The 20203-nt window shown below is 42.5% G+C and carries 18 protein-coding genes; 3 read left to right on the top strand and 15 right to left on the bottom strand.

All coding sequences use genetic code 11. The features are described 5' to 3' along the window. Window positions 1–20: 20 nt before the first annotated feature. Together glmM and FIM25_RS04715 are read right to left on the bottom strand one after the other, a co-directional pair. On the bottom strand, window positions 21–1373 hold the full coding sequence (gene glmM, locus FIM25_RS04710) for a phosphoglucosamine mutase (protein ID WP_139446832.1): 1353 nt from the start codon (window positions 1371–1373) through the stop codon (window positions 21–23). A 35-nt stretch (window positions 1374–1408) separates the two neighbouring features. Continuing rightward, complete coding sequence (locus tag FIM25_RS04715) at window positions 1409–2608, bottom strand: hypothetical protein (protein ID WP_139446834.1); 1200 nt, start codon at window positions 2606–2608, stop codon at window positions 1409–1411. A 140-nt stretch (window positions 2609–2748) separates the two neighbouring features. On the opposite strand from FIM25_RS04715, the gene FIM25_RS04720 reads away from it, so the two are divergent. After that, on the top strand, window positions 2749–4377 hold the full coding sequence (locus FIM25_RS04720) for a glucose-6-phosphate isomerase (protein ID WP_139446836.1): 1629 nt from the start codon (window positions 2749–2751) through the stop codon (window positions 4375–4377). Here the strand turns inward: FIM25_RS04720 and FIM25_RS04725 are convergent. Further along, on the bottom strand, window positions 4334–5353 hold the full coding sequence (locus tag FIM25_RS04725; protein ID WP_139446838.1) for a 3-oxoacyl-ACP synthase III family protein: 1020 nt from the start codon (window positions 5351–5353) through the stop codon (window positions 4334–4336). The two genes, FIM25_RS04720 and FIM25_RS04725, sit on opposite strands and share 44 nt — an antisense overlap. Window positions 5354–5601: 248 nt before the next feature. Between FIM25_RS04725 and FIM25_RS04730 the strand changes: the two genes are divergently transcribed. Continuing rightward, window positions 5602–6105, top strand: coding sequence for a hypothetical protein (locus FIM25_RS04730; protein ID WP_139446840.1), 504 nt, complete (start codon window positions 5602–5604; stop codon window positions 6103–6105). Window positions 6106–6124: 19 nt separating this feature from the next. Here FIM25_RS04730 and FIM25_RS04735 read toward each other — a convergent pair whose 3' ends face one another. From FIM25_RS04735 to FIM25_RS04785, 11 genes are all read right to left on the bottom strand, one after another. Continuing rightward, on the bottom strand, window positions 6125–6766 hold the full coding sequence (locus tag FIM25_RS04735; protein WP_179953164.1) for a thermonuclease family protein: 642 nt from the start codon (window positions 6764–6766) through the stop codon (window positions 6125–6127). 30 nt (window positions 6767–6796) lie between these two features. Beyond that, entirely contained in the window at window positions 6797–7267 is a 471-nt protein-coding gene (locus tag FIM25_RS04740; protein ID WP_139446844.1) for a PilZ domain-containing protein, read from the bottom strand. Between the two features lie 26 nt (window positions 7268–7293). After that, window positions 7294–9675, bottom strand: coding sequence for a GspE/PulE family protein (locus FIM25_RS04745; protein ID WP_139446846.1), 2382 nt, complete (start codon window positions 9673–9675; stop codon window positions 7294–7296). A gap of 52 nt (window positions 9676–9727) precedes the next feature. Then, the gene (locus FIM25_RS04750; RefSeq protein ID WP_139446848.1) at window positions 9728–10111 is read right to left on the bottom strand and encodes a hypothetical protein; all 384 of its coding nucleotides are present in this window, start codon (window positions 10109–10111) and stop codon (window positions 9728–9730) included. Between the two features lie 257 nt (window positions 10112–10368). Beyond that, entirely contained in the window at window positions 10369–11430 is a 1062-nt protein-coding gene (locus FIM25_RS04755; RefSeq protein WP_139446850.1) for a response regulator, read from the bottom strand. Window positions 11431–11648: 218 nt separating this feature from the next. Then, complete coding sequence (locus FIM25_RS04760) at window positions 11649–12629, bottom strand: hypothetical protein (protein WP_139446852.1); 981 nt, start codon at window positions 12627–12629, stop codon at window positions 11649–11651. Between the two features lie 33 nt (window positions 12630–12662). Beyond that, window positions 12663–13838 (bottom strand): HAMP domain-containing protein, encoded by a 1176-nt coding sequence (locus FIM25_RS04765; RefSeq protein ID WP_139446854.1) that lies wholly within the window; start codon window positions 13836–13838, stop codon window positions 12663–12665. A 20-nt stretch (window positions 13839–13858) separates the two neighbouring features. Beyond that, window positions 13859–14401, bottom strand: coding sequence for a DUF8082 domain-containing protein (locus tag FIM25_RS04770; RefSeq protein WP_139446856.1), 543 nt, complete (start codon window positions 14399–14401; stop codon window positions 13859–13861). 103 nt (window positions 14402–14504) lie between these two features. Beyond that, window positions 14505–15170 carry a hypothetical protein gene (locus tag FIM25_RS04775; protein WP_139446859.1) on the bottom strand — a complete coding sequence of 222 codons (666 nt, stop codon included), beginning with the start codon at window positions 15168–15170 and terminating at the stop codon, window positions 14505–14507. Continuing rightward, window positions 15171–15782, bottom strand: coding sequence for a GTP-binding protein (locus FIM25_RS04780; RefSeq protein ID WP_139446861.1), 612 nt, complete (start codon window positions 15780–15782; stop codon window positions 15171–15173). A gap of 18 nt (window positions 15783–15800) precedes the next feature. Then, on the bottom strand, window positions 15801–16196 hold the full coding sequence (locus tag FIM25_RS04785) for a roadblock/LC7 domain-containing protein (RefSeq protein WP_139446863.1): 396 nt from the start codon (window positions 16194–16196) through the stop codon (window positions 15801–15803). 481 nt (window positions 16197–16677) lie between these two features. On the opposite strand from FIM25_RS04785, the gene FIM25_RS04790 reads away from it, so the two are divergent. Then, window positions 16678–17883 carry an ABC transporter substrate-binding protein gene (locus tag FIM25_RS04790; protein ID WP_179953165.1) on the top strand — a complete coding sequence of 402 codons (1206 nt, stop codon included), beginning with the start codon at window positions 16678–16680 and terminating at the stop codon, window positions 17881–17883. 173 nt (window positions 17884–18056) lie between these two features. Here FIM25_RS04790 and FIM25_RS04795 read toward each other — a convergent pair whose 3' ends face one another. Then, window positions 18057–20132 (bottom strand): SUMF1/EgtB/PvdO family nonheme iron enzyme, encoded by a 2076-nt coding sequence (locus tag FIM25_RS04795; protein ID WP_139446867.1) that lies wholly within the window; start codon window positions 20130–20132, stop codon window positions 18057–18059. Window positions 20133–20203 lie beyond the last annotated feature (71 nt).

The raw sequence follows: 20203 nt of genomic DNA on the forward strand, positions 1-20203 counted from the left end.
TTTTAAAAACATTATAATTATTAATACATGCTGTTATCTGATTCGATTGCCAATTGAACCCTCCTGCAGACCTCTTTGGCCTCTTCATCAGATGCAGCCTCCACCATGATGCGGCAAAGAAGTTCCGTTCCGGAATATCGTACAAGAATACGGCCCCTATTCCCGAGGTTTTTCTCGGCGAGCTCAATTTCCCTCTTAACTCCGGGCATTTTTTCAAGGGGATTTTTTTTCTTTACGGGGACATTCACGAGAACCTGAGGGTATGTGCGCATACATTCAGCCAGTTCATGCAGGGGCCTGATTTTACAAAGCCTTGCCAGCATAACTGCAGCAAAGAGACCATCTCCCGTACAATGGGGACCAAGGAAAATAAGATGACCTGAATCCTCGCCTCCGATGGTAGCACCCTTTTCATACATGCACTGCAATACCTGCCTGTCCCCTACTCCGGTTACTTCATGGACAATGCCTGCCTGTTCAAGACTCTCCCTCAGTCCCATATTACTCATGACGGTACTGACCAGCACAGGTGGGTTCAGCTGTCCTTTCTCCATGGCTGACCTTGCAAAAATGGCAAGCAGGGCATCTCCGCTGATTTTTTTGCCGAAAGCATCCACAGCAATCAGGCGGTCACCATCTCCGTCAAAGGCAAGGCCTGCATGGGCTTTTTTTTCAATCACATGATTTGAAAGCAGTTCCGTATGCTGGGACCCAACGCTTGAATTGATATTCATACCATCGGGTTCTGCTGCAAGGACATGAACTTCTGCACCAAGGGCACGAAAAACCTCTGGTGCCGCCTGATACATGGAACCATGGGCTGTGTCCAGTACCAGTTTCATCCCATTAAGAGAATCGCCCTCGCCTGCTTTTGTAAGAATAAAGCTGATGTAATCCTTTAAAATATCAGATGCTGGAAGCATGCTTCCCATGATATTTTTATCTTCATCTTCCCACTTGTGCCTGAAAATAGCGGATATGGTTTTTTCTTCATCATCACTTAGCTTCATTCCACCTTTGGCAAAAAATTTTACACCATTATCATAAAAGGGATTGTGGGATGCGGATATAACAGCACCAGCATCCGCTATTTCACTGCGTACGGCCTGAGCAACCGCAGGTGTCGGGAGAATCCCCCCATCCATTACATCCACCCCGGATTCCATGAGACCGGCAGCCAGGGCAGCACTAAGCATGTCTCCGGAGTTTCTTGTATCCTTTCCAATCAGCACGGAGGGCCGCCCTTTTGTATTTATAACACCGGAGCAGAGCCAGAGACCAAAGGCCTTTCCAAGGCGCAGAACACTGAGGGTATCCATGGGTGATACACCCGCACGGCCACGGATACCGTCGGTTCCAAAAATATTGTCCATCATTTTTCCTTTCAGGATTCATGGTGATGAAGCAGTCAACCTTCAAGCACTGCCCATACCTCCCCTGCCCTTTTTCCCGTAATGGAATAAAGCCATCTGCGCCCAGCATTCCTTTGATCCGAATTCAGTGCGGCAAGGGTTGAAAGATAGTCTTTTTCAAATATAATTGTGTCAAAAAACTGTTTTTTTAAATGAAGCGCTGTCTCATTTCTGCTCTCTATTTCATCTTCTGAAAGAAGAAAACAGATATCTTCACATTTTTTTATCCACAAGCTGTGCAGGCTCTCTTTTTCAAAGGATGAAGCAAGAGATGCTGCTGCAAGCTTTTCTTTAAGCTGTCGAAGGCGTTTTATCCTCTCGGAAATGGCAGACTTCACCTGCTGAAGTAAGGCCTGGTGGAGTTTTTCAGGAAAACTAGGGGAAATATGCTGGCCTCTGAAATAGGTATACCACTGTTCAAGGGCATGTAGATTGGCTATATAGTTAAAATTATGATCAAGAATACGACGCAGCCCCGGATAGTTACCCACAGATCTTTCAACGTTACCTCCCCTAAGACTGGATCCGAAGATAAGACGGTTTTCCCGTAGCTCATCTTTGCGTTGCAGGGTTCCTGCAGCTACTACGGTTCCAAAGGCAAGGCGACATGGGCCCACAAGCCCGCCCTGCCCTCCCAGAAATATGGGAGACTTATCCAGCATGACACCGGAAGGCACATCACCAAGCATGGAAGCCGTTGCCTTGTCCTGATCCGGTGTAAAGTTAAAATGAATATAACTGCTTCCCACCTCTGAATGGTTTTGCGGACCTGTACCACCGCTCATTAAAATATCACAAAAATTGATCAGGCTGCCGAGGGTTACCCATGGAAAGAGGATGGTCTGTTTGAGTCCAACGCTATGGGCAATGGATGCGGATTCTTCCAGAATGCTTCCTTCACGCACATGGCTTCCATTACCTGCTTTGGCACCTTCAAGAAAAACAGCATCTTTAAAAAAGCCACCTTTCAGATACACATGGCGGCCTGTACAAACATTTTCCAGAACCACCGGGCCTTCTTCTCCCATCCTGCTTCCTGAAAGCAAAAGGGTTTTTGAGCCGTAAATCCTGCACCCAGGATAAAGTATAACATCATTTTCTATATTGTCGGGGTTAACATCTTCTGCAATGAAGATCTGGGCCGGGTCGGGTATTCTGACCCCTTTTTCCAAAAGTCTTGCATGAATAGTTTTCATTCTGATATGCTCCGGATTCTTGAAACTTCGGACTTGCATTACTGTTATAAGCTTCTGGGCATTTTCATTCATCCTTCAAAACAGAGGATGATTCTGGCTCAGCAATCCTTTAGCACAAAATCAGGCAGGACGTACAGACCATGCAATTTTCCCATGATTTGTCTTTAAAAGAGCTCGCAGGAAAAATATTAACGGAACCTTCCCTGCATATGCGTTTTCTCCTTGAAGACAAAACCCGCTGTCAGCAGCTTTTTTACCAGGGAGGGGGCATTTCACTGGACCTTTCCCGCCAGCATCTATGGGAAGATGTTATAAATCTACTGCTGAAGAAAGCAAATCAGGCCGGAGTTCAGGAAAAATTTGCAGCAATGATGGCTGGAAAAAGGGTGAATAAGAGTGAAAATCGTGCTGCTCTTCACAGCGCTGCAAGAAATCCCGATATCCCATTGCTGGTAAATAATCAGAACATTGCCCGCATACTTGGCGATATCCACGAAAAGGCCTTTGAATTTTCCAATAAAGTACATGAAAAAAAAATATGCGGATCAAAGGGAGAGCCTTTCAGCGATGTCCTTCTGCTGGGAATCGGAGGTTCCCGCTTAGGTACACAAGCGGTTTATGAAGCCTTAAGTTCGCGACACAAAAACCTTCTTCCTTTACATTTTTTATCCACAGTAGATCCCAATGCCTTTATCGCCCAGACCAGAAAACTGAACCCAGACACTACCCTTGTGCTGGTGGTATCCAAAAGCTTTACAACCCGTGAAGTGGTTGATATTAATTTGAGCCAGATACGCAATTGGCTGGAAAATGCAGGACTCAGAGCCTCTGAGCATATTGTTCATATCACAGGTAAAGGCAGTCCAGGAGACAGGATTTCAGAATCTTTTTGCCTTGAAGTTTTTAATATTTTTGATTTTATTGGCGGCAGGTACAGTGTGACTTCGGCTGTGGGAAGTCTTCCCTTAAGTCTTGCCTTTGGCCCTGATGTGGTTAAAAAGCTGCTTGCGGGTTGCAGGGAGATGGATATCCATGCAGCCAGATCTCCAGCAGACCAAAACCTTCCTCTACTGGCGGCCCTGTGTGATATCTGGAATGGTGATTATCTTGGTTTTCCTGCCTTTGCAATGATTCCCTATTCAGCTCCCCTTCGATACTTTCCTGCACATATGCAGCAGCTTTATATGGAGAGTCTCGGTAAAAGCCTCACGATAACAGGTGAAACCCTTCCCCATGACAAGCTGGCCATGTTCTGTTTTGGAGATACGGGAACCGATGCCCAGCATTCCTTTTTTCAGATGCTTCATCAGGGAAGAGCTTTAGCCATGGACCTTATTGGTGTTCTACAGCCGCCACCTGAATGCAGGCAGTCCGCTGAAGGGCACAAGGCCCACGAAGAGCTGTGGACACATCTTCTGGCCCAGGCCGATGCCTTTGCACTGGGAAGATCTGAGGGACGGCCTGAGCAGCTCTGCTCCGGAAACCGTCCCGTCAGTATCATAACCCTTAAAAACCTGATGGCAGAAGATATTGGACGCCTGCTGGCATTTCTTGAAGCCAGAACCGTCTATGCTGGCTTTCTGAAAAACCTGAACCCCTTTGACCAGTTCGGCGTTGAAAACGGCAAGTTGATGGCCACAGAGCTGCGCAGAAATTTTTCAAAATCCAGCTTTTCATCCACGGGGACAACGGGTTTTTACCTGAAGGCCCTTAAAGACGGATACCTTACTTTTCCGAACCAAAACGGTACACAAGACCCGCCCATGTAAGTCCTGCACCCAGGGCCGTGAGAAGAAGGGTGTCTTTATTCGGATCAAGCCTTCCCAGTTCAATGGCTTCATCCATGGCTATGGGAATACTGCCTGCTGTAGTATTTCCGTACCTCATGATATTGTGAAACATTTTTTCATCAGGAACCCCAAGAGATCTCTGATAAAACTGATTAATACGAAGGTTGGCCTGATGGGGAATGATCAGGTCTATATCATCAAGACCCAGTCCTGCCTTTTCCAGCACTTCATAGGTAACTTCAGGAAGACGGCGCACGGCATGTTTGAAAACCGTCTTCCCTTCCATGGTGGGATAATGACGGCCCTGCTCCAGCATTTCCGCGGTAATACGTTCCGTATATCTGGATGCGGGTGCTTCCAGCATAAGGCTTGAGGCATGGCGTCCCTGAGCGTGCAGGGAAGTGGCAAGAATACCAATTTCCTTGTCCGTTTCAACGCCTTCCACACAAGCAACCCCTGCACCATCTCCGAAAAGAACCGCCACATCCCTGCCACGGGTGCTGATGTCAAGGCCTGAACTGTGAACCTCGGCCCCCACCACCAGTACACGATTGACCATACCCGCTTTAATATAGGCATCAGCCGTGGCAAGGCCGTAAATAAAGCCAGTACACTGCTGGCGTATATCCAGTGCCGGGGTTGTGTCCAGCCCTAGCTTATCCTGAAGCAAACAGCCGGATCCCGGAAAAAAAATATCCGGACTCAAGGTGGCAAAGATTATCAGATCAATATCTTCGGCCTTCCATCCAGCACGATCCAATGCTATGCGGGAAGCTTCCAGTGCCAGATCAGAAGCACCCACACCGCCCTCTTCCGGTATCCAGTAGCGCTGCTCTATTCCAGTCCGCTGTTGAATCCATTCATCCGTTGTATCCATGAAGCGGGTCAGATCTTCATTGGTGACAAGGCGGGGCGGAATATAACGTCCGGTACTGCGTATCAGGCTGCGCTTCATGGATATCTCCTTATGCTTATTCATAGGATTAAAAAAATCAGCATTGTAAGCTTATGATTACAAAATGCCAGCCCTTAGGCTTTTCCGGCAAGATAGCAAATGCCTTTTCAAATGAGAAGCAAAAGCTTTGTTCAATCTTCCCCACTTTTATCCCATATACATGGCACCATGGCTAGATATATGATAAGGATATAGGAAGATGAACAATTTATGTAATTTTAAATTCAGCAACAGCTAAGGGAGGAAAAGTGGAAGAACAGATGAAGGCAATTGCCGAATCACTTGTAGCCTATGCCACCCAAAGTAGTGACATTCTTCCTCTGGTGGAGGCACTTCCAGAGGAAAGTTCCATAGCCGGTCCCACCATGGAATATGAAATGCGGATGCTCAAAATACTTTCCGTTGGCTGGGGACTGGCCTTTTTTCTGGCAGAGCATCCGGCTAAAACACCCCTCAGCGAGCTTTTCTGGCAACGCATATCCCTGCTTTCCAAAGAAATTGACGAAATATGTAAAAGTTCCGGCACAGAAATTGATTATTTTGCTGCTCTGCGAAAAAGATTGGACATGTACGTTGCCGCCCTTTCCGGTGCAACTAATCCGGAAGATCCGGGCAGAGAGGTGGGAGTTTGTTATGCTGGTCTCTGTGGAGACTCAGAAGACAGTTATGCACTGGTTACAGGGAGGCGCGTTTTTACGGGTGTATTGTCCAGCCTTCAGAACTACCTGAAAGAAAATCTGGATTCTGCATAATATTACAGCATATATTTTTTTACGGGCATATGGGATCGGGCAGACAGTTGCGGGCCGGTGCATAACCTGCTGCAAATGCCTCTTCAGCAGAAGCAAAATAAATCCGGTTTCGGGTGTTTATTTTTTTAGCAAATGTGCAGTTTTCCAGATGAAAACGGTAAGACCGCCTGTTAGCAATAACAGGCGATGATTTTTTCATAAGTTTCCAGATACCTTTTTTTTGCAATATCGCTTTTTTTTGTAAATCAATCCATTTTTTCTGATCTTCATCAGGCTTCCCATGGATATATACCCAAGCCATTCCCAAACGTATAAGTTCGGTATTGATACAAAGCCCGTTTTCAAGATAAATTTTTCCAAGGGTACGACCATGACGGTCTTTTCCCTCTGTTTTCAAATTTACAGACTTCTTCCCTATGAGATTAACAAGGGCCTGTCTGGCCATATCTCCACCGCAGCTTCCTCTCTGGTTTCCATGCCCCATTTCCGGAGCATCAATGCCCATTAGCCTGATCCATCTCCCATCACTGAGGCGTAGAGTATCTCCGTCAGGAATAAAACCCACAGTTACCCTTTCCATGGCATGGGCACTTATGAAATGGCTAATCAAAAAGACAAAAAGCAAAAAAATCCATAAGCTCTTCGTTTTAAACTGTTTCATTCCTATCCTATGCATCAATCATCTGCCTTTTCATAAAAAAGCCAGGTATGGACCTAATGCGTCTGTGTGAGTTGAAGACGAGAATTCAAGACCAATAATCTTTTTACCGAGAATGTTTTTGACAATGGCTTCCCTTTGAATAACTGGACAGGAGCCACGATCAAGGCGAAACTCCAGTTCAAGGATATCCCCTGCAGAAAACATCTGTGGAATTAAGATCTGCATCTTTAAGCCAGACCTTGAAATATCAAGAACCGTCATAACACCCTGATGTTGATTGTTATTTCTGGCTTTATACCGTCCTGTAAAGGAAGTGTTTTTTCTTACAAAGGAACGCCGTTCCAGCAATACTCTGTATTGATGACCGCAGTTTTTGCAGAGGCAGCGGATATGGATAGAGGTTTGTATATGGAGAAAACGGCTGACATCTCTGAGGGCTGAGAAACCACAGGCCGGACAAATAAAAGTTGCCTGCTTATTTTTAACAAAAAGTTTTTCCATGTTGCCCTCCTTTATTTTTGAGAGGATCAACTGACACAAACACGCCGTACTTCTTCAATATCGGTAATACCTTGGAAAACTTTTGCAATTCCATCCTGCATCAGGGTCGTCATGCCTTCTGATGCACCCTGCAAAAAAATTTCTTCGGTAGGGGCAGCCCTTTTAATCAGCTGTTTGACAGTTGGACTGCCCAGAAGAAGTTCATGAATCCCCAGACGACCCCTATATCCGGTATTGCTGCATTCTGGACACCCCACGGAACGATAAATGGTCAAATCATCAGAATAAACAAGTCCTGCTTCCTTCATTCCTTTCCCATAATATGTCCGGATTTCTTCAAATTCTTCTTTATTGGGATGAAAAGCTTCCTTACAGTCTGTACACAGTCTTCTTACAAGACGCTGGGCCATAACACCCAGAAAAGCATCGGAAAAATTTAATGGATTCAATCCCATATCCAAAAGACGTGTAATGGTTTCCGGTGCGCTGTTGGTATGCAGTGTAGAAAAAACAAGATGACCCGTTAAAGAGGCTTCAATACCGGTGGAAGCCGTTTCATGGTCCCTCATCTCACCAATCATTATGACATCGGGATCCGCACGGAGAAAGGCACGCATGACTCTGGCAAAATCCAGCCCAATTTTTGCCTGACATTCCACTTGACGAAGACCTTCCTGGGAAATTTCCACAGGATCTTCTGCTGTCCAGATTTTAATCCCCGGCTTATTGATTTCACCCAGTGCAGCATGAAGGGTTGTGGTTTTACCACTGCCCGTTGGTCCCACAACAAGGACAAGACCATAGGGCTGTCGGATGATTTTTTGAAGACAATCAAGGTTGCGTTTACTCATTCCCATTTTTTCAAGGGGCATGGCACCGGATTCTGCAAGGATACGGAGGACCGCATCCTCAAATCCTCCTGCAGTGGGAAGTGTTGCAAGCCGAAGTTCAAAAGGTTTAATCCCCTTTCTTTTAAACTTAATTTTACCGTCCTGGGGCATGCGCCGTTCTGCAATATCAAGTCGCCCCATAATCTTGATTCTGGATATCAAAGGTTTTGCTACATGGTTGGGCAGTTGAAGCACTTCCTGACATACTCCGTCAATACGGTAACGGATGCGGGTTTTTTTTGTAAGGGGTGAAGGTTCAATGTGGATATCCGATGCGCCTTTTCTATAGGCTGTGACGAGTATCTGGTCCACCATTTTAACAATATGACCGGAATTTTCTTCTCCGGTATCCTCCTGTCCCTTTTCATTATCATCATCAAGCTCTTCAAAGACAATATCCTGCATATCAAAACCACTGGAAGCAGCCTGATTTTCCGCTACATCATCTCCTTCATGTTTTTCTTTATAAAACAAATGAATATATGCATCAATATCTTCTTTGAATCCCACCAAAAGGCGTATATGGGAGGCATTAAGAAGGGTCTGGGCCTGATCAGTTTTGATAATGTTTTTAGGATCATCAATGAGAATATCCACAGCATTCAGGTCCCATGAGAGGGGAACCCATTTGTTTTCAAGCAAAAATGTTTTTTTCAGCTTCTTAACCAGTTCGTTGGGAACGGGAATTTTTGGGTCAAAATCTCTAAAAGGTACATTATAAAACAGTTTTAAAGATTCACTAACGTTTGCCTTTGAGATGCGGAATTCTTCCATAAGAATAGATTCCACACTTTTTTTTCTGGTTTTGGCTATGGCCAGAGCCTGCTGAAGTTTTTCCGTTGTAACAAGGTTTTTTTCAAGCAGATATGCATATCTTGATGAATATTTCTGTGCAGCTCCAAATTTAGAAAGTTCAAGGCTTAGTCCCGGATAGAATGGCTTTTCTGTTTTTATTAAAACAAAAAAATCCTCTGCTATTTCTAGCATTTGTCTTTTTAAAAGATTCTGGCCACAGGCAAAGAGAACTTCCAGCCTCTCTTTATCCGAAAGATCAGATTCCTTAAGAAAGCTGTTCAGTGGTTCAAGAATACGACCTCCGGGATGGACAACCATAAGACAGTCCACCATAAGATGGGCTGTTTCCTGTATGTGAGTATCTTTTTTTCCCACAAACTTTATAAATTCACCCAACGCTTCTTTATAAAGTCCCAGTTCAGAAAAGGCCTTTCCGCTTTGAATTATATCCGAAGGTTTTTCCTGACTCCCCCAGGTACTACGGATACAGTCCAGATCCTGTGATGAAAGAACCTGCCTGTCGATACTTTCCATTTCCTTAATTTTAGCTTCTGTCTCCCGGATTCTTTCCGCAATACTATCCGCTGTTTCAGTATCCAGATAAGATTCTGAAATAAGTTTTTCATAAATCTGACTTGCTTCTGCATACAGACCATGACGATAGTATTCTTCTGCTTCACGAATACGAATTTCTATCTCTGAAAGCCCGTGGCTGATGGTCATTTTTTCTCCTCAATATTAAATTTGCGCAGGCAAAGCATAAAAGCTATTAAACTTAAAAATCAAAAGCCTTTAAAAAACCCAATGCTTTTTTACCTTTTTTTGCTTTTCTTAGATGAGGCGTAAGGGTATCAGAGACCAGACGAACCATATCGGTGGAAGCATTCCGTCCCATAACAATAAGCATAAAATTAGGAGAAATATTACGAACCATTATTTTTTTGTCTGTGTAAAAAAATTCCAGCTCCTGCATTCCTTCAAAACTTTGAACTATTTTTCGAAGTTCTTCGGGATTACTCAATAAAGAACTCCAATCTTTCTTTTCCATCTTTGACCTGATATCCGAAGAAAAAACCCAGGAAATAAGTTCTCCTTTTGAAGAAAGCAGAACAACTCCTTCGACATCGTCAATGGATAAAATTTCTGAAAAAAGTTTCATTTGTTTCTCGCGGTAAAAAAAGTATTATAAATTTAAAAGACTGAAACTACAGAACAAAACATATCATATGTCAAACTTGATACACCATAAAAACTGGAGCGGTTTATCTGAAGAGAATCTTAAAATCATCTGAATTTCTTCTCTGGTAATGGTAGCCTTACTAATTTAGACGAATTACAATGGTATGCTCAGACTGATTGGTATCAGACAGTTTATTTCTTTCAAATAACAATTTAATTTCATAAAATAAAAAAGGTTCAAATCAGATTTCCTGGGGGATTGGAAACCAGAAGTTTAATCATCAGTTCTCTTTTGCAAGCTGGCCTCACTGCTATAACGGTATCCTTACCATCTGGAAGTATGATAGATTCAGAAGCTTCTTCCATATTAACGTAACAGGCTTCCAAAGGACCTGCCTCAAAAATATCTCCTATAAAATGAGCATGAAGAAGAAGGTCTCTCCATGAAGCATCTTTATACACGCTTTCAATACCAGGCGATTGATCTTCCATATAATTCAGCCAATTCTGAAGTGGATCAATTTCTTTATAGTCAGAAATAAGCTCCTCTTCAGAATGCAACTCAGGCAGAGCAGATTCTATGGCTATGGAAAGATCATCTTCTTCCTGATCCATTTCATCTTTAAGACGCATGGCTTCCATAAGGATGGCCTGTAAATCAGAGTGGATGGTCTGGTTGATTGCTTTACATTGATTTTCTATCATAAGGGAAACAGGCTGCCATGCCAGTACCTTGTATGCTGCAGAAATACCATCAATGGCCACTTCCCCAGGGATCCTTGAATGAATAATTTCTCCATCTTTAAAAAATAAAATCCCATATCCATTACTGGGAGGATGCATCACACGAAGCGTACAGGTCTTTTGCTCCATTTCAATCATCTGTGCAAAGGTATCAAGGGATGCACCATTGAGGGAACCACCGTCTTGAATACGGCGAAACATATTTTCAAATGCAGCAAGAAAGTCTTTGCTCTGAAGTGGTTTTTCAAGAAAATCTTCAGCCCCTTTTCGCAACAGTATTTCACGGGTTTTAGGTTTGCCATGGGCAGAAATAACAATGGAAGGTATTTCAGGAAATTCTGCCTGGATTGTGTCCAGCAGGCTAAAACCATCAAGGTCAGGTAAAATAAGTTCCGTAATGAGAATATTAACAGCACTGTTCTTCAGGATCTCGATGGCTTCCATACCAGTACCAACGATCATGCATTTAAATCTCTCACCATGATTTTCTATCCAGCCAGCCATACGTTTTGCAATTTCAGTATCCGGGTCTGCTATTAAAACATGCAGATGCATTGAACCTCCCACAGCACATTCCAGCAATATTTGTGAATGCCTGCATTGTTGTAGTAAAAAGTCTAAGGAAGTAATTTCAGTGAGACAATACCAATAAGTTTGTTACTGATATTCAAGACCCTGGATTTTTTAAAGTAATTAAAACGATTATCCCGCTAAAATTTTATGCATGGTCCTGAAAATTATCTGTACTGTTCGTAAAAGAAAAAAAGATACTACTACTCAGGGAAACGCACCTCCAGAGTTGCAAGATATTCCCGGTATTTTTCCTGCCAGTCATGGAAAACAGAATGATATTGTTTTTCTACATTCGATTCTTTCATTATTTCAAAAAGAACACGGGTAACACCTTCAATCAATTCACGATTTCCTGCATTACTCTCAAAGAAAAGAGACTGGTCTTTATAACTTAGTTCTGCTGCAAAGGGGTCAAGAAAATAATAGATATCAGCCCATTTTATACACATTTTTCTGAATAGAATCTGAAAATCTGTTTTGTTTCTTTTCATACCATGCACAATGTTTTCCGTGTGCCTAACAAGTTCTTCCAGCAGGGCAAGGGTTTTATTTGATTCTGTTGTTTGGGGCTGAGACTCTTTTTTCTTTTTAACCTCACCCAACAGCACCTCTATTTTTAAAGAACCTTTAAATTTTTCCATAAAATCAGGCAGATCTTCAGGACCCAGCCATGGTGCCCTGTCTCCGGGAAGACGGAAACCATAAATCCGTTTATTCTGAAAAAAAACCCATCCAATCTGTCTCTTCTTATCACCCTTTATTCGAAAATAACCGGTATCCGGACGACTTTCATTTTCTTTATCAAGAACATCAATCAACTTGTCAAATCTAAGGCTAACAGGTTTAGACATGGGGATGGCATGAATCATGGATATCCAGTATTCCAAGGCTTTTGCATCAATTCCATAAACTGAAACCCTGTACTTTTGGACAGCAATACTGGCTTTTAAAAGCTCTACAGCAGCAGGGCCCGTTGATCTGCCATTCCCATCGGAAAATACAGAATCCATAATTTTCTTTTCATCAAAGAACAAAAGGGCTTCCGCAGAAGTTGAGCGGAAGTGCAAACAACCGCACCCTGCCTCACCCTGATAATGTTCGATGAGACGTTTAAGGGAGATATAATAGCTATTCATCCCCGTAACCAGGGCCGTATCATTGGGAAAAAGAAATTCAGCCATAAAAATAAAAACCCCCGGTTTGATTTTTTAAGGCTAACGCCTTCTTCTGAGACGTTCAATGGAAAGTTTCAAGCTGTCCTGCATACGGGAAATAGCATCGGCAAGGTTACCTATTTCATCCTTGGAGCTAACATAAATCTGCATATCCAGCTCACCGACACTTATTCGGTCAGCGGCATCCGTGAGGTACTTAATGCTGCGTGTAATCCGATATCCATAGATGGATATGGAAAGACCGATGACAATCAGGGAAAGAATCAGAATACCAAAGGTAATGTTTCTGGTCTGCGTGGCCATGAACCGGGCTTCTGTCTCCAGTAGTCTTACCGGCTCTGTAAAGTCGTCGATGTAGGCCGTTGCCATAACGTGGTAGCGGGTTCCTTCTACAGGACTTATAACAGCAAACTTCTGGCGGAGCTGACCATCCCGCTCTACCCATGTATAATAGCCTCTGGCTTCCCGTCCACTGGCAGCAACCTCAATAATTCTGCGAAACTCAGGGAAATACTGAGGACCAAGAGTCTGCTGAAGTACACCAAGGATTTGAACACCTATGAGCCTGGCATCGGGATGAGCCCAGATTCTAAAAGCCTGATCTGTCTCATCAATACCAGGACGTTCAAATAAAACTGTGTATCCGGAATTAGCGACCCTCTGCACAGCAATCCGGCTGAACTCAGGATCATAATTAAAATCCATTCTTCCAAGTTCAGGATGGCTGCGAAGATAAATATTTGTTTGTAAGCTTACGGATCTGGCTTTTTCAGCAATAATCTCTTCGGCCATGCTTTGCACAACCCTAGTACTTTCACCTGTGATGCGACTTGAAAGTTCATTTAACTGATAATGGGAAAAAAGTCCTGAAGCCGTCATGAGCAGAAGGGGAATAAAAAGAAAAAGAAAGAACATCTTTGCCCGGAGTCCAAGTCCCTGATGTTGTCCCTTTTTTTCTTTCTTCTTTTCTTCAAACTTTTTCTTTTGTCTATTCTCTTTAGGGGGGGGTGGTGCTGATGCTTTTTCAGGTCCTTCAACAAGCTTTTTTTCTTCGGGCTTAACAGGCTCTGCTTCCAGCTGTTCTCTGGTAATACGCATCACATGACCGCACTCCCGGCAACGGGTTCTGGCTTCATCTCCGGAAAGCTTTTCTTTAAGTTTCTCAGGGTCAAGATGATAAATTTTACCACACTCTTCGCAAATCAGCGTTGTCATAGATTTCTCCTCCGGATGCCTTAATGCGACATGTCTTTTAGAAACTGAATCATTGACTGTTGAAAAGAAACCCGTTTTTCTTCCCTGGGGATTTGTTTTGCTACCATATTAACAAGTTCCGGTGCACGATCCATAGGAAAGCTGTTCCATGATTCATTCATGAGTTCAATCTCATCCTCAATAATCACTGAAGCAATGGGACCAATGGCAATGGATAGATTTTCTTCCAGAAAATCCATAAAAATTGAGGAACCTGTATCTTTTTCGTCTTTAGTGAGCTCTATAACTTCTGAATCCAGAAGACGTTGAGCCACACTAAGGGAAATATCTGTAGAGATACCCGCTTGAGAAGCAATATCTGAAAGATTACGTTTACCATCGATTAGTGAAAAAACCTTGAGCATATCCCGATCCATGGAAATCTCACGGTTATAACCGTCATCTTTCTGCCTGAAAATGATTGTAGCAGGGTTCCCTGAAAAGGTCATTTTCTCTGTTCTGGACCCCCGCCACAGTAATCCTTGTTTTTGATGATCCGGTGGATTTCCTGAAAAGGTTGCCATGCTTATCCCTCATTTTAAAGCGTCATTTATTCTCACTGCACATTTTTACTTTTTTCAACATCTTTTGTTTTCTCGAATATTTTCTTTAAAATAGTATTATGGCTTATTTGGACTGAATACTGCGAATCTCTTCCATCAGCTCATTGCGCAGCACTGCAAACTCTTTGCGGACAATCTCACGTATAAAGACAACAAGCTCTGTGTTTTTATTTGAAGATTTTTTACTGGCGGCCGCTGATTTACCCGTAATCTGTTTACGGAAAACCTGAAACCGCTCATAGGTCTGGCTGAAATAAATATTTTTTTCCTTGTCAGACAAGCTATCCTGCATGTCCACAAGAAGACCAAGACCTGCCTGTATTTCCTGAAGTATTTTCAATGTATCCTGATGGGCATGAACCTTGTGGCGCTTCAGATAAAGACCAATGGATTCCAACATTTTTGTAAAATTGAAAAAAAAAGCATCTTTTTTATTTGTAGTCTGAAGGCGTTGAATTTCAGTCAGATATTTTGATATAACACTGTCATCAATTTCCCATTCCATAGAAAGCAAAAGAGCATTGAGCCCCCTAAGGGTCTCTCCTCCCGGCTGCTGTGACTCTGTTGCTTTAAAATCATTGGGTTTGGAGCTTTGCTTTTTGTCTCCCTTAGCAAAAGGCTTTTCATCTGCTTGTATTTTAGGTTCTTCAACGTCAAGACTGTCCTCATCAAAGAGATCTTCAAGACGTTGGTCCAATGCCATTGAAAGGGCATCCTTTTTATCCGTCACTTATTTTTCCTCCAGCTTCTTTTTGAGGGATCCAATCGTGAGGGAGATAATCTTTTTCATGGTCAGGGCAACATTGTCTCCGGTGATGGCGCTGGCTTCCAGATAAGGGGCATTCAGCTTTGCATTTAAATCATGCTGCATGGTCTCCAGAGGAAGAAGAGCAATATTGTGTGCTGCAAGATCCCTTTTATTATATTGAAATACGAGGGGAATACGGGATAAATCTTTATTAAAAGAACGAAGATTTTCTTCAAGGTTCTGTAGAGAACGGATATTCATTTCACGTCTGAGTCCCATAGAATCTGCTACAAAAACAATACCATCTACTCCCCTTAGCACAAGCTTACGGGTTGCATTATATTTCACCTGTCCAGGAACGGTATAAAACTGAATTTTTATATCATAACCATTGATACTGCCGATATCGAGTGGAAGAAAGTCAAAAAAGAGAGTTCGGTCACCATAGGTTTTTACAGTTACCATCTCTGCCTTGATACGGGATTTGAATTTTTGATTAATATATTCAAGGTTGGTTGTTTTTCCACCTCGTCCAGGTCCGTAATAAACTATTTTTACCTGAACTTCTTTTTTTTTGGGATTAATCAGCGCCAAAGCAAGCCTCCGATTTTTTTATCCGAAGAGAGATTCGATTTTTCTTACAGCCTCACTGACTTTCAAACGAAGAAAACCCAGGGAAACTTCCTTTCCAAAAATCGATAGTAAAAGAAGGTCATCGGTTACTTTACTGAAGTGGATACTATCATTCTCACCTTTATGAAAAAGAAGGGAAAACTCCTGTTCTCCAATGAGGTTTGCCATCGCACTGACAGCACCGAAATTACCCGCTGCCAGGGCAGCAAGGGAGTAAACATCGTGATGGGTATTACCATTATCAAGATTGATAATAACATTGCCTGCAAGATCAAGAAGAATAACGCTGATAACGCCAAGCTCGATCAATTCTTCTTCCAGAACTTTTTCTATGTTTTCAATTTGCTGCCTGTCTAAATCCAGAGTAAACTCCATAGTCCCTTCCTCAAAAGATTCTTTGGGTAATTAAGTAACAATGCACACTCTGAAAAAATATTACTCAGATTTTGTTTCTGAACTAATATAATGATATTCCTGCCATGCTAAAATTTCTTACACAGGTGAATCAGTGTTCTTACTCTTGCTCTCTGAATCCAGCAGTTCCAGGAAAACATTATTTTAAACAGTTAGAAACCGGGCATTGGAAGCCATCCGATGCTTTTTAATTCAAAAAACACTTAAATTTTATGCACCTAATTAAGAATGCAGAAGCACTTATTAAAAGTATATATCCTAAAAATTCTTTACTGGCAAACCCTAAGTTCAGGACATTGTTATTGTTGCATGACTAAAGTTTATTGGATAGAACATCTTTATGGATTTTAAATTCTGGTTTCCTTGACAAGGTCTTTGGGCAACCGTATTTATTGAAGTTAAAAATTAAATTAAACTAAAACAAGGTAAAATGGTGACGGCAATGGTACTTAAAAAAATTTATGGTTCGGAAAAAAAATATTTTTCAGTTCTTCTGTACTTTTTAGCATTTTTCATCATATCAGCCCCCGCATGGTCAGAAGAAAAAAAATCTCTTCTTAGCTTAGGGGTAAGCCTTCCCCTGACAGGCCAGGATAGTACACAGGCTGTCAAATGGCTTCATGGCATGGAAGCTGCAATTTCAGTCGTTAATCATGAAGGTGGAATCCACCAGAAACAATTACGCATTATTACAATTGATGATGGTGGAGACGCAGTTGTTCGCCATAACAACCTTATTCAACTGACAGAAAATGAAGATATTTTCGGCCTCATAGCCGCCTTCGGTTATAATGGAACAAAAGATACACTGCGTATAGCCGAAAAAAATTCAACACTTTTTTTTGGCTCCAATACAAGCATGAAATCCTCTGGTCCCCATGTCAAATCTAATATCTTCACCTTAAGACCCGATGCAGATCTGGAAATGGATCTGCTTGTTAGTCGTTTTATCCAGGATACGGGTAAGAGGCGTATTTCTGTTGTATACATTGAAAATGAAAAAGGGATTGAATATATAAACGGGGTACGCAAAGCACTGGAAAAAAGACAGCAGGAACTGCTGCTTGCTGTCCCTGTTTCAATGGAAAACCCAAAAATAACATCTGCCATCGACAATATTTTGGTCAGCAGCCCTGATGCCATAATCATTGCAGCGGATCTTAATATAACAAATGATTTTATAAAAGAAATCAGACAAAACCGCAGTGATATCAATCTTATTGCTGTCGGCCACACAGATCCCCTTGAGCTGTCAGAAAAACTCATGAACACAGGGTTGGGTGTTGTTATCAGCCAGGCCGTACCCTTTCCTTTTTACAGAAGAATCCCTATTGTAAACGCCTATGCTGCCGCTGTAGAAGCCTTCAAAGATCAGGACTCTTCAATTGAAATGACCTTCCCAGGCTTTGAAGCCTACTTGAATTTACAGGCCTTTATCTATATTCTAAAACAAAGCCCTTCTTTAGATAAAGCATCCTTTATATATACGGCGCAACAACAGTTTGAAACTGATCTGGGCGGTTTTCGTTTTTCATTTTCTAAAAATAGTCATACTGGTTCCAATCAGATTTTTCTGACACAAATTGCTCCTGGTGGCTTTGTAACCCCTATCCGAAATTTCTCTGAGGTCTATGAATATCATCCCTGATTCAAGCTTCAAATTCAGTTTCGATTTTACCTTGCTGCGGTATAACCAACTTAAAAACCTACTTGCATGAATCGTATTTAATCGTTTTCAGAATACAAATAAAATTTAAAAATAATTTAACGAAAACAGGGGCTTTAAGCCCCTGTTTTTTGACAAAGATAAAAATATAAGCTTTACGGTCTGATCACAAGCCTGAAACCAATATTGGCATAAGCTGCTGAGGGAGGCATACTGTAACGATTGGCAACACGGATAGAATCCATATCCGTATCCCATCCCCCTCCACGAAGAATACGTCTTTCTCCGGAATCAGGACCGGATGGGTTCTGAATAGGAATATTGTTTTCCAGATATTTTCCATACCAGTCCCTGCACCATTCCCACATGTTACCATGCATGTCCAGCAATCCCCAGGCATTGGGTTTCAGTGAGCCTGCGGCCATTGGTTTTTGACGAAAAACACCAACAGCACAACCTGCCCGAAAAGAATTTGCCGCAAAATTGGCCTGATCGTCGGAAAGACAATTTCCATATGCATAGGTAGCGCTGCTTCCCGCCCTTGCTGCATACTCCCATTCTGCTTCTGTGGGGAGGTCGTAATACAGCCCTTCTTTTTCACGAAGCCATACTATGTAGTTTTGAACATCATTATAAGATACTGCACTGACAGGAAGTTCATCTGATATTTTATACCCGGGATTCTGCCAATTATAATGACGGTCCTGAACCCATCGAAAACCTCTCTCCAGGGCATAGGCACCAGCACTGGTTTCAGCCTCACTTTTATATCCTGTATCCTCAACAAAACTTTTCCATTGCCCCACAGTCACTTCATGGACCTGCATCATAAAAGGTTTTGTTATTTCAACTAAAATCTTTTTTTCATCTGTATTTCTACGAACTTCATTTTCAGGGCTTCCCATTTCAAAAACTCCGGCTTCTATTGCAAGAAAACGCATAGCCAAGCTGTTTTCATAGGATGACTTAAGCTTTAAATCAATTTTTTCCTGGGTTATTTCACCCGCTTTAATATGAAGATCATGAATGGCAGACTGGTAAAGGGGAGCTTCTATACGAAGACTGTAATTTCCCGGGGCCAGTGCCATGCCCGGGCTATAGGATAATTTTTGATCCTCAAACTGGATGGACGCATTTTCCGGAAAAACCTGCAACATAAGACGTCCATTTTCAGGTCTTCGGATAGCAAGGATAAGGTCAAGCCCCCTTTCTTCACCAGGTAAAAGTCGAAATTCTTCAGAAAAATTTTCATATCCGGCAGCCCTTGCTTCCACCCTATACCTTCCTGCTTCCAGAGCAAGTCCCTGTAAGGGTGCTATGCCCTGCTCCTGCCCGTTGATCCGGATGATTGTCCCATCAGCATTGGAAGCTATGCTAAGCTGTGCTTTTGACTCTGCTTTCACAAGAACAGGTTCCGGGATGCTTTTTTCTTTAACAGGAAGTGTAAATACAAAATCACCGGAAAAATCTTTTCCTGTCTTCAAGCTCCGGTATTCAAAAGTAGCACTGCTTTCCTGTGTCTTTGAAAGAACTTCTGAAAACAACTGAACGCCGGTCCACTCCTTACCCATAGAAGATAAACTCTGCATTAGTGCAGATACCAGTAAGCCATTTTTAATCCCGGGCTCTGGGGGATCTGTCTCGTTTCCTTTTTTATAGAGAACAGCGTGGGAAAAGCCCTGCTGGTTTTCAGAACTTTTTTGAATAGCTTTTTCTTTGACAGGAAAACCGCTGGCCGCATCCGGAAAAGGGGCATCAGAAATCAAAAGCAGCCTTCTTGCTTCTGTATTACGCAGAATTTTCTGAATACTGCGAACTTCAAGGTAGCTTTGCAAATCACCTTTGATAGCATCAGATCCCAGCCACCATCCATAACCATAAAGAGTTTCCACCTCAGCTGCCCCGGAAAAGTATATAAGCAGAGTATCGTCCGAACCCGCACTTGCACTCAGATTTTGGATGGCCTTTAGGATGGCCGCCCTGTCCGCTGCCTTGCCAGAAAGCAAGGTGACCTGAAAATCCATATTTGATTTCAGAAATCCGGCAAGTACCCTTGCATCCTCAGCAGCTGTTGCAGGAAAAGGTATGGTTTTATCCTGATATGCATCTATCCCTATGAACAGAGCTTTGTTCTGTCCAGCAGCTGCAGCAATACCATGGTTAACCATCCATAAGCATAAAAATATCAGTATGCCTGAAATGATGGAACTGTAACTTGGCTTTGATTTCATTTTTTCCTCACATTTTTTCCCGGAAGCTTATCAGGTAATCATACAGGTTCCGGTACAGCGGTCATGGTAAA

Origin of the sequence: Desulfobotulus mexicanus (assembly GCF_006175995.1) — a bacterium.
Lineage (GTDB): Bacteria > Desulfobacterota > Desulfobacteria > Desulfobacterales > ASO4-4 > Desulfobotulus > Desulfobotulus mexicanus.

What these genes read in the sequence shown, in the direction of transcription:
- glmM (WP_139446832.1), bottom strand. Translation starts at nt 1,373, where the DNA reads ATGGACAATATTTTTGGAACCGACGGTATCCGTGGCCGTGCGGGTGTA.
- FIM25_RS04715 (WP_139446834.1), bottom strand. Translation starts at nt 2,608, where the DNA reads ATGAAAACTATTCATGCAAGACTTTTGGAAAAAGGGGTCAGAATACCC.
- FIM25_RS04720 (WP_139446836.1), top strand. Translation starts at nt 2,749, where the DNA reads ATGCAATTTTCCCATGATTTGTCTTTAAAAGAGCTCGCAGGAAAAATA.
- FIM25_RS04725 (WP_139446838.1), bottom strand. Translation starts at nt 5,353, where the DNA reads ATGAAGCGCAGCCTGATACGCAGTACCGGACGTTATATTCCGCCCCGC.
- FIM25_RS04735 (WP_179953164.1), bottom strand. Translation starts at nt 6,766, where the DNA reads ATGAAACAGTTTAAAACGAAGAGCTTATGGATTTTTTTGCTTTTTGTC.
- FIM25_RS04740 (WP_139446844.1), bottom strand. Translation starts at nt 7,267, where the DNA reads ATGGAAAAACTTTTTGTTAAAAATAAGCAGGCAACTTTTATTTGTCCG.
- FIM25_RS04745 (WP_139446846.1), bottom strand. Translation starts at nt 9,675, where the DNA reads ATGACCATCAGCCACGGGCTTTCAGAGATAGAAATTCGTATTCGTGAA.
- FIM25_RS04750 (WP_139446848.1), bottom strand. Translation starts at nt 10,111, where the DNA reads ATGAAACTTTTTTCAGAAATTTTATCCATTGACGATGTCGAAGGAGTT.
- FIM25_RS04755 (WP_139446850.1), bottom strand. Translation starts at nt 11,430, where the DNA reads ATGCATCTGCATGTTTTAATAGCAGACCCGGATACTGAAATTGCAAAA.
- FIM25_RS04760 (WP_139446852.1), bottom strand. Translation starts at nt 12,629, where the DNA reads ATGGCTGAATTTCTTTTTCCCAATGATACGGCCCTGGTTACGGGGATG.
- FIM25_RS04765 (WP_139446854.1), bottom strand. Translation starts at nt 13,838, where the DNA reads ATGACAACGCTGATTTGCGAAGAGTGTGGTAAAATTTATCATCTTGAC.
- FIM25_RS04770 (WP_139446856.1), bottom strand. Translation starts at nt 14,401, where the DNA reads ATGGCAACCTTTTCAGGAAATCCACCGGATCATCAAAAACAAGGATTA.
- FIM25_RS04785 (WP_139446863.1), bottom strand. Translation starts at nt 16,196, where the DNA reads ATGGAGTTTACTCTGGATTTAGACAGGCAGCAAATTGAAAACATAGAA.
- FIM25_RS04790 (WP_179953165.1), top strand. Translation starts at nt 16,678, where the DNA reads ATGGTACTTAAAAAAATTTATGGTTCGGAAAAAAAATATTTTTCAGTT.
- FIM25_RS04795 (WP_139446867.1), bottom strand. Translation starts at nt 20,132, where the DNA reads ATGAAATCAAAGCCAAGTTACAGTTCCATCATTTCAGGCATACTGATA.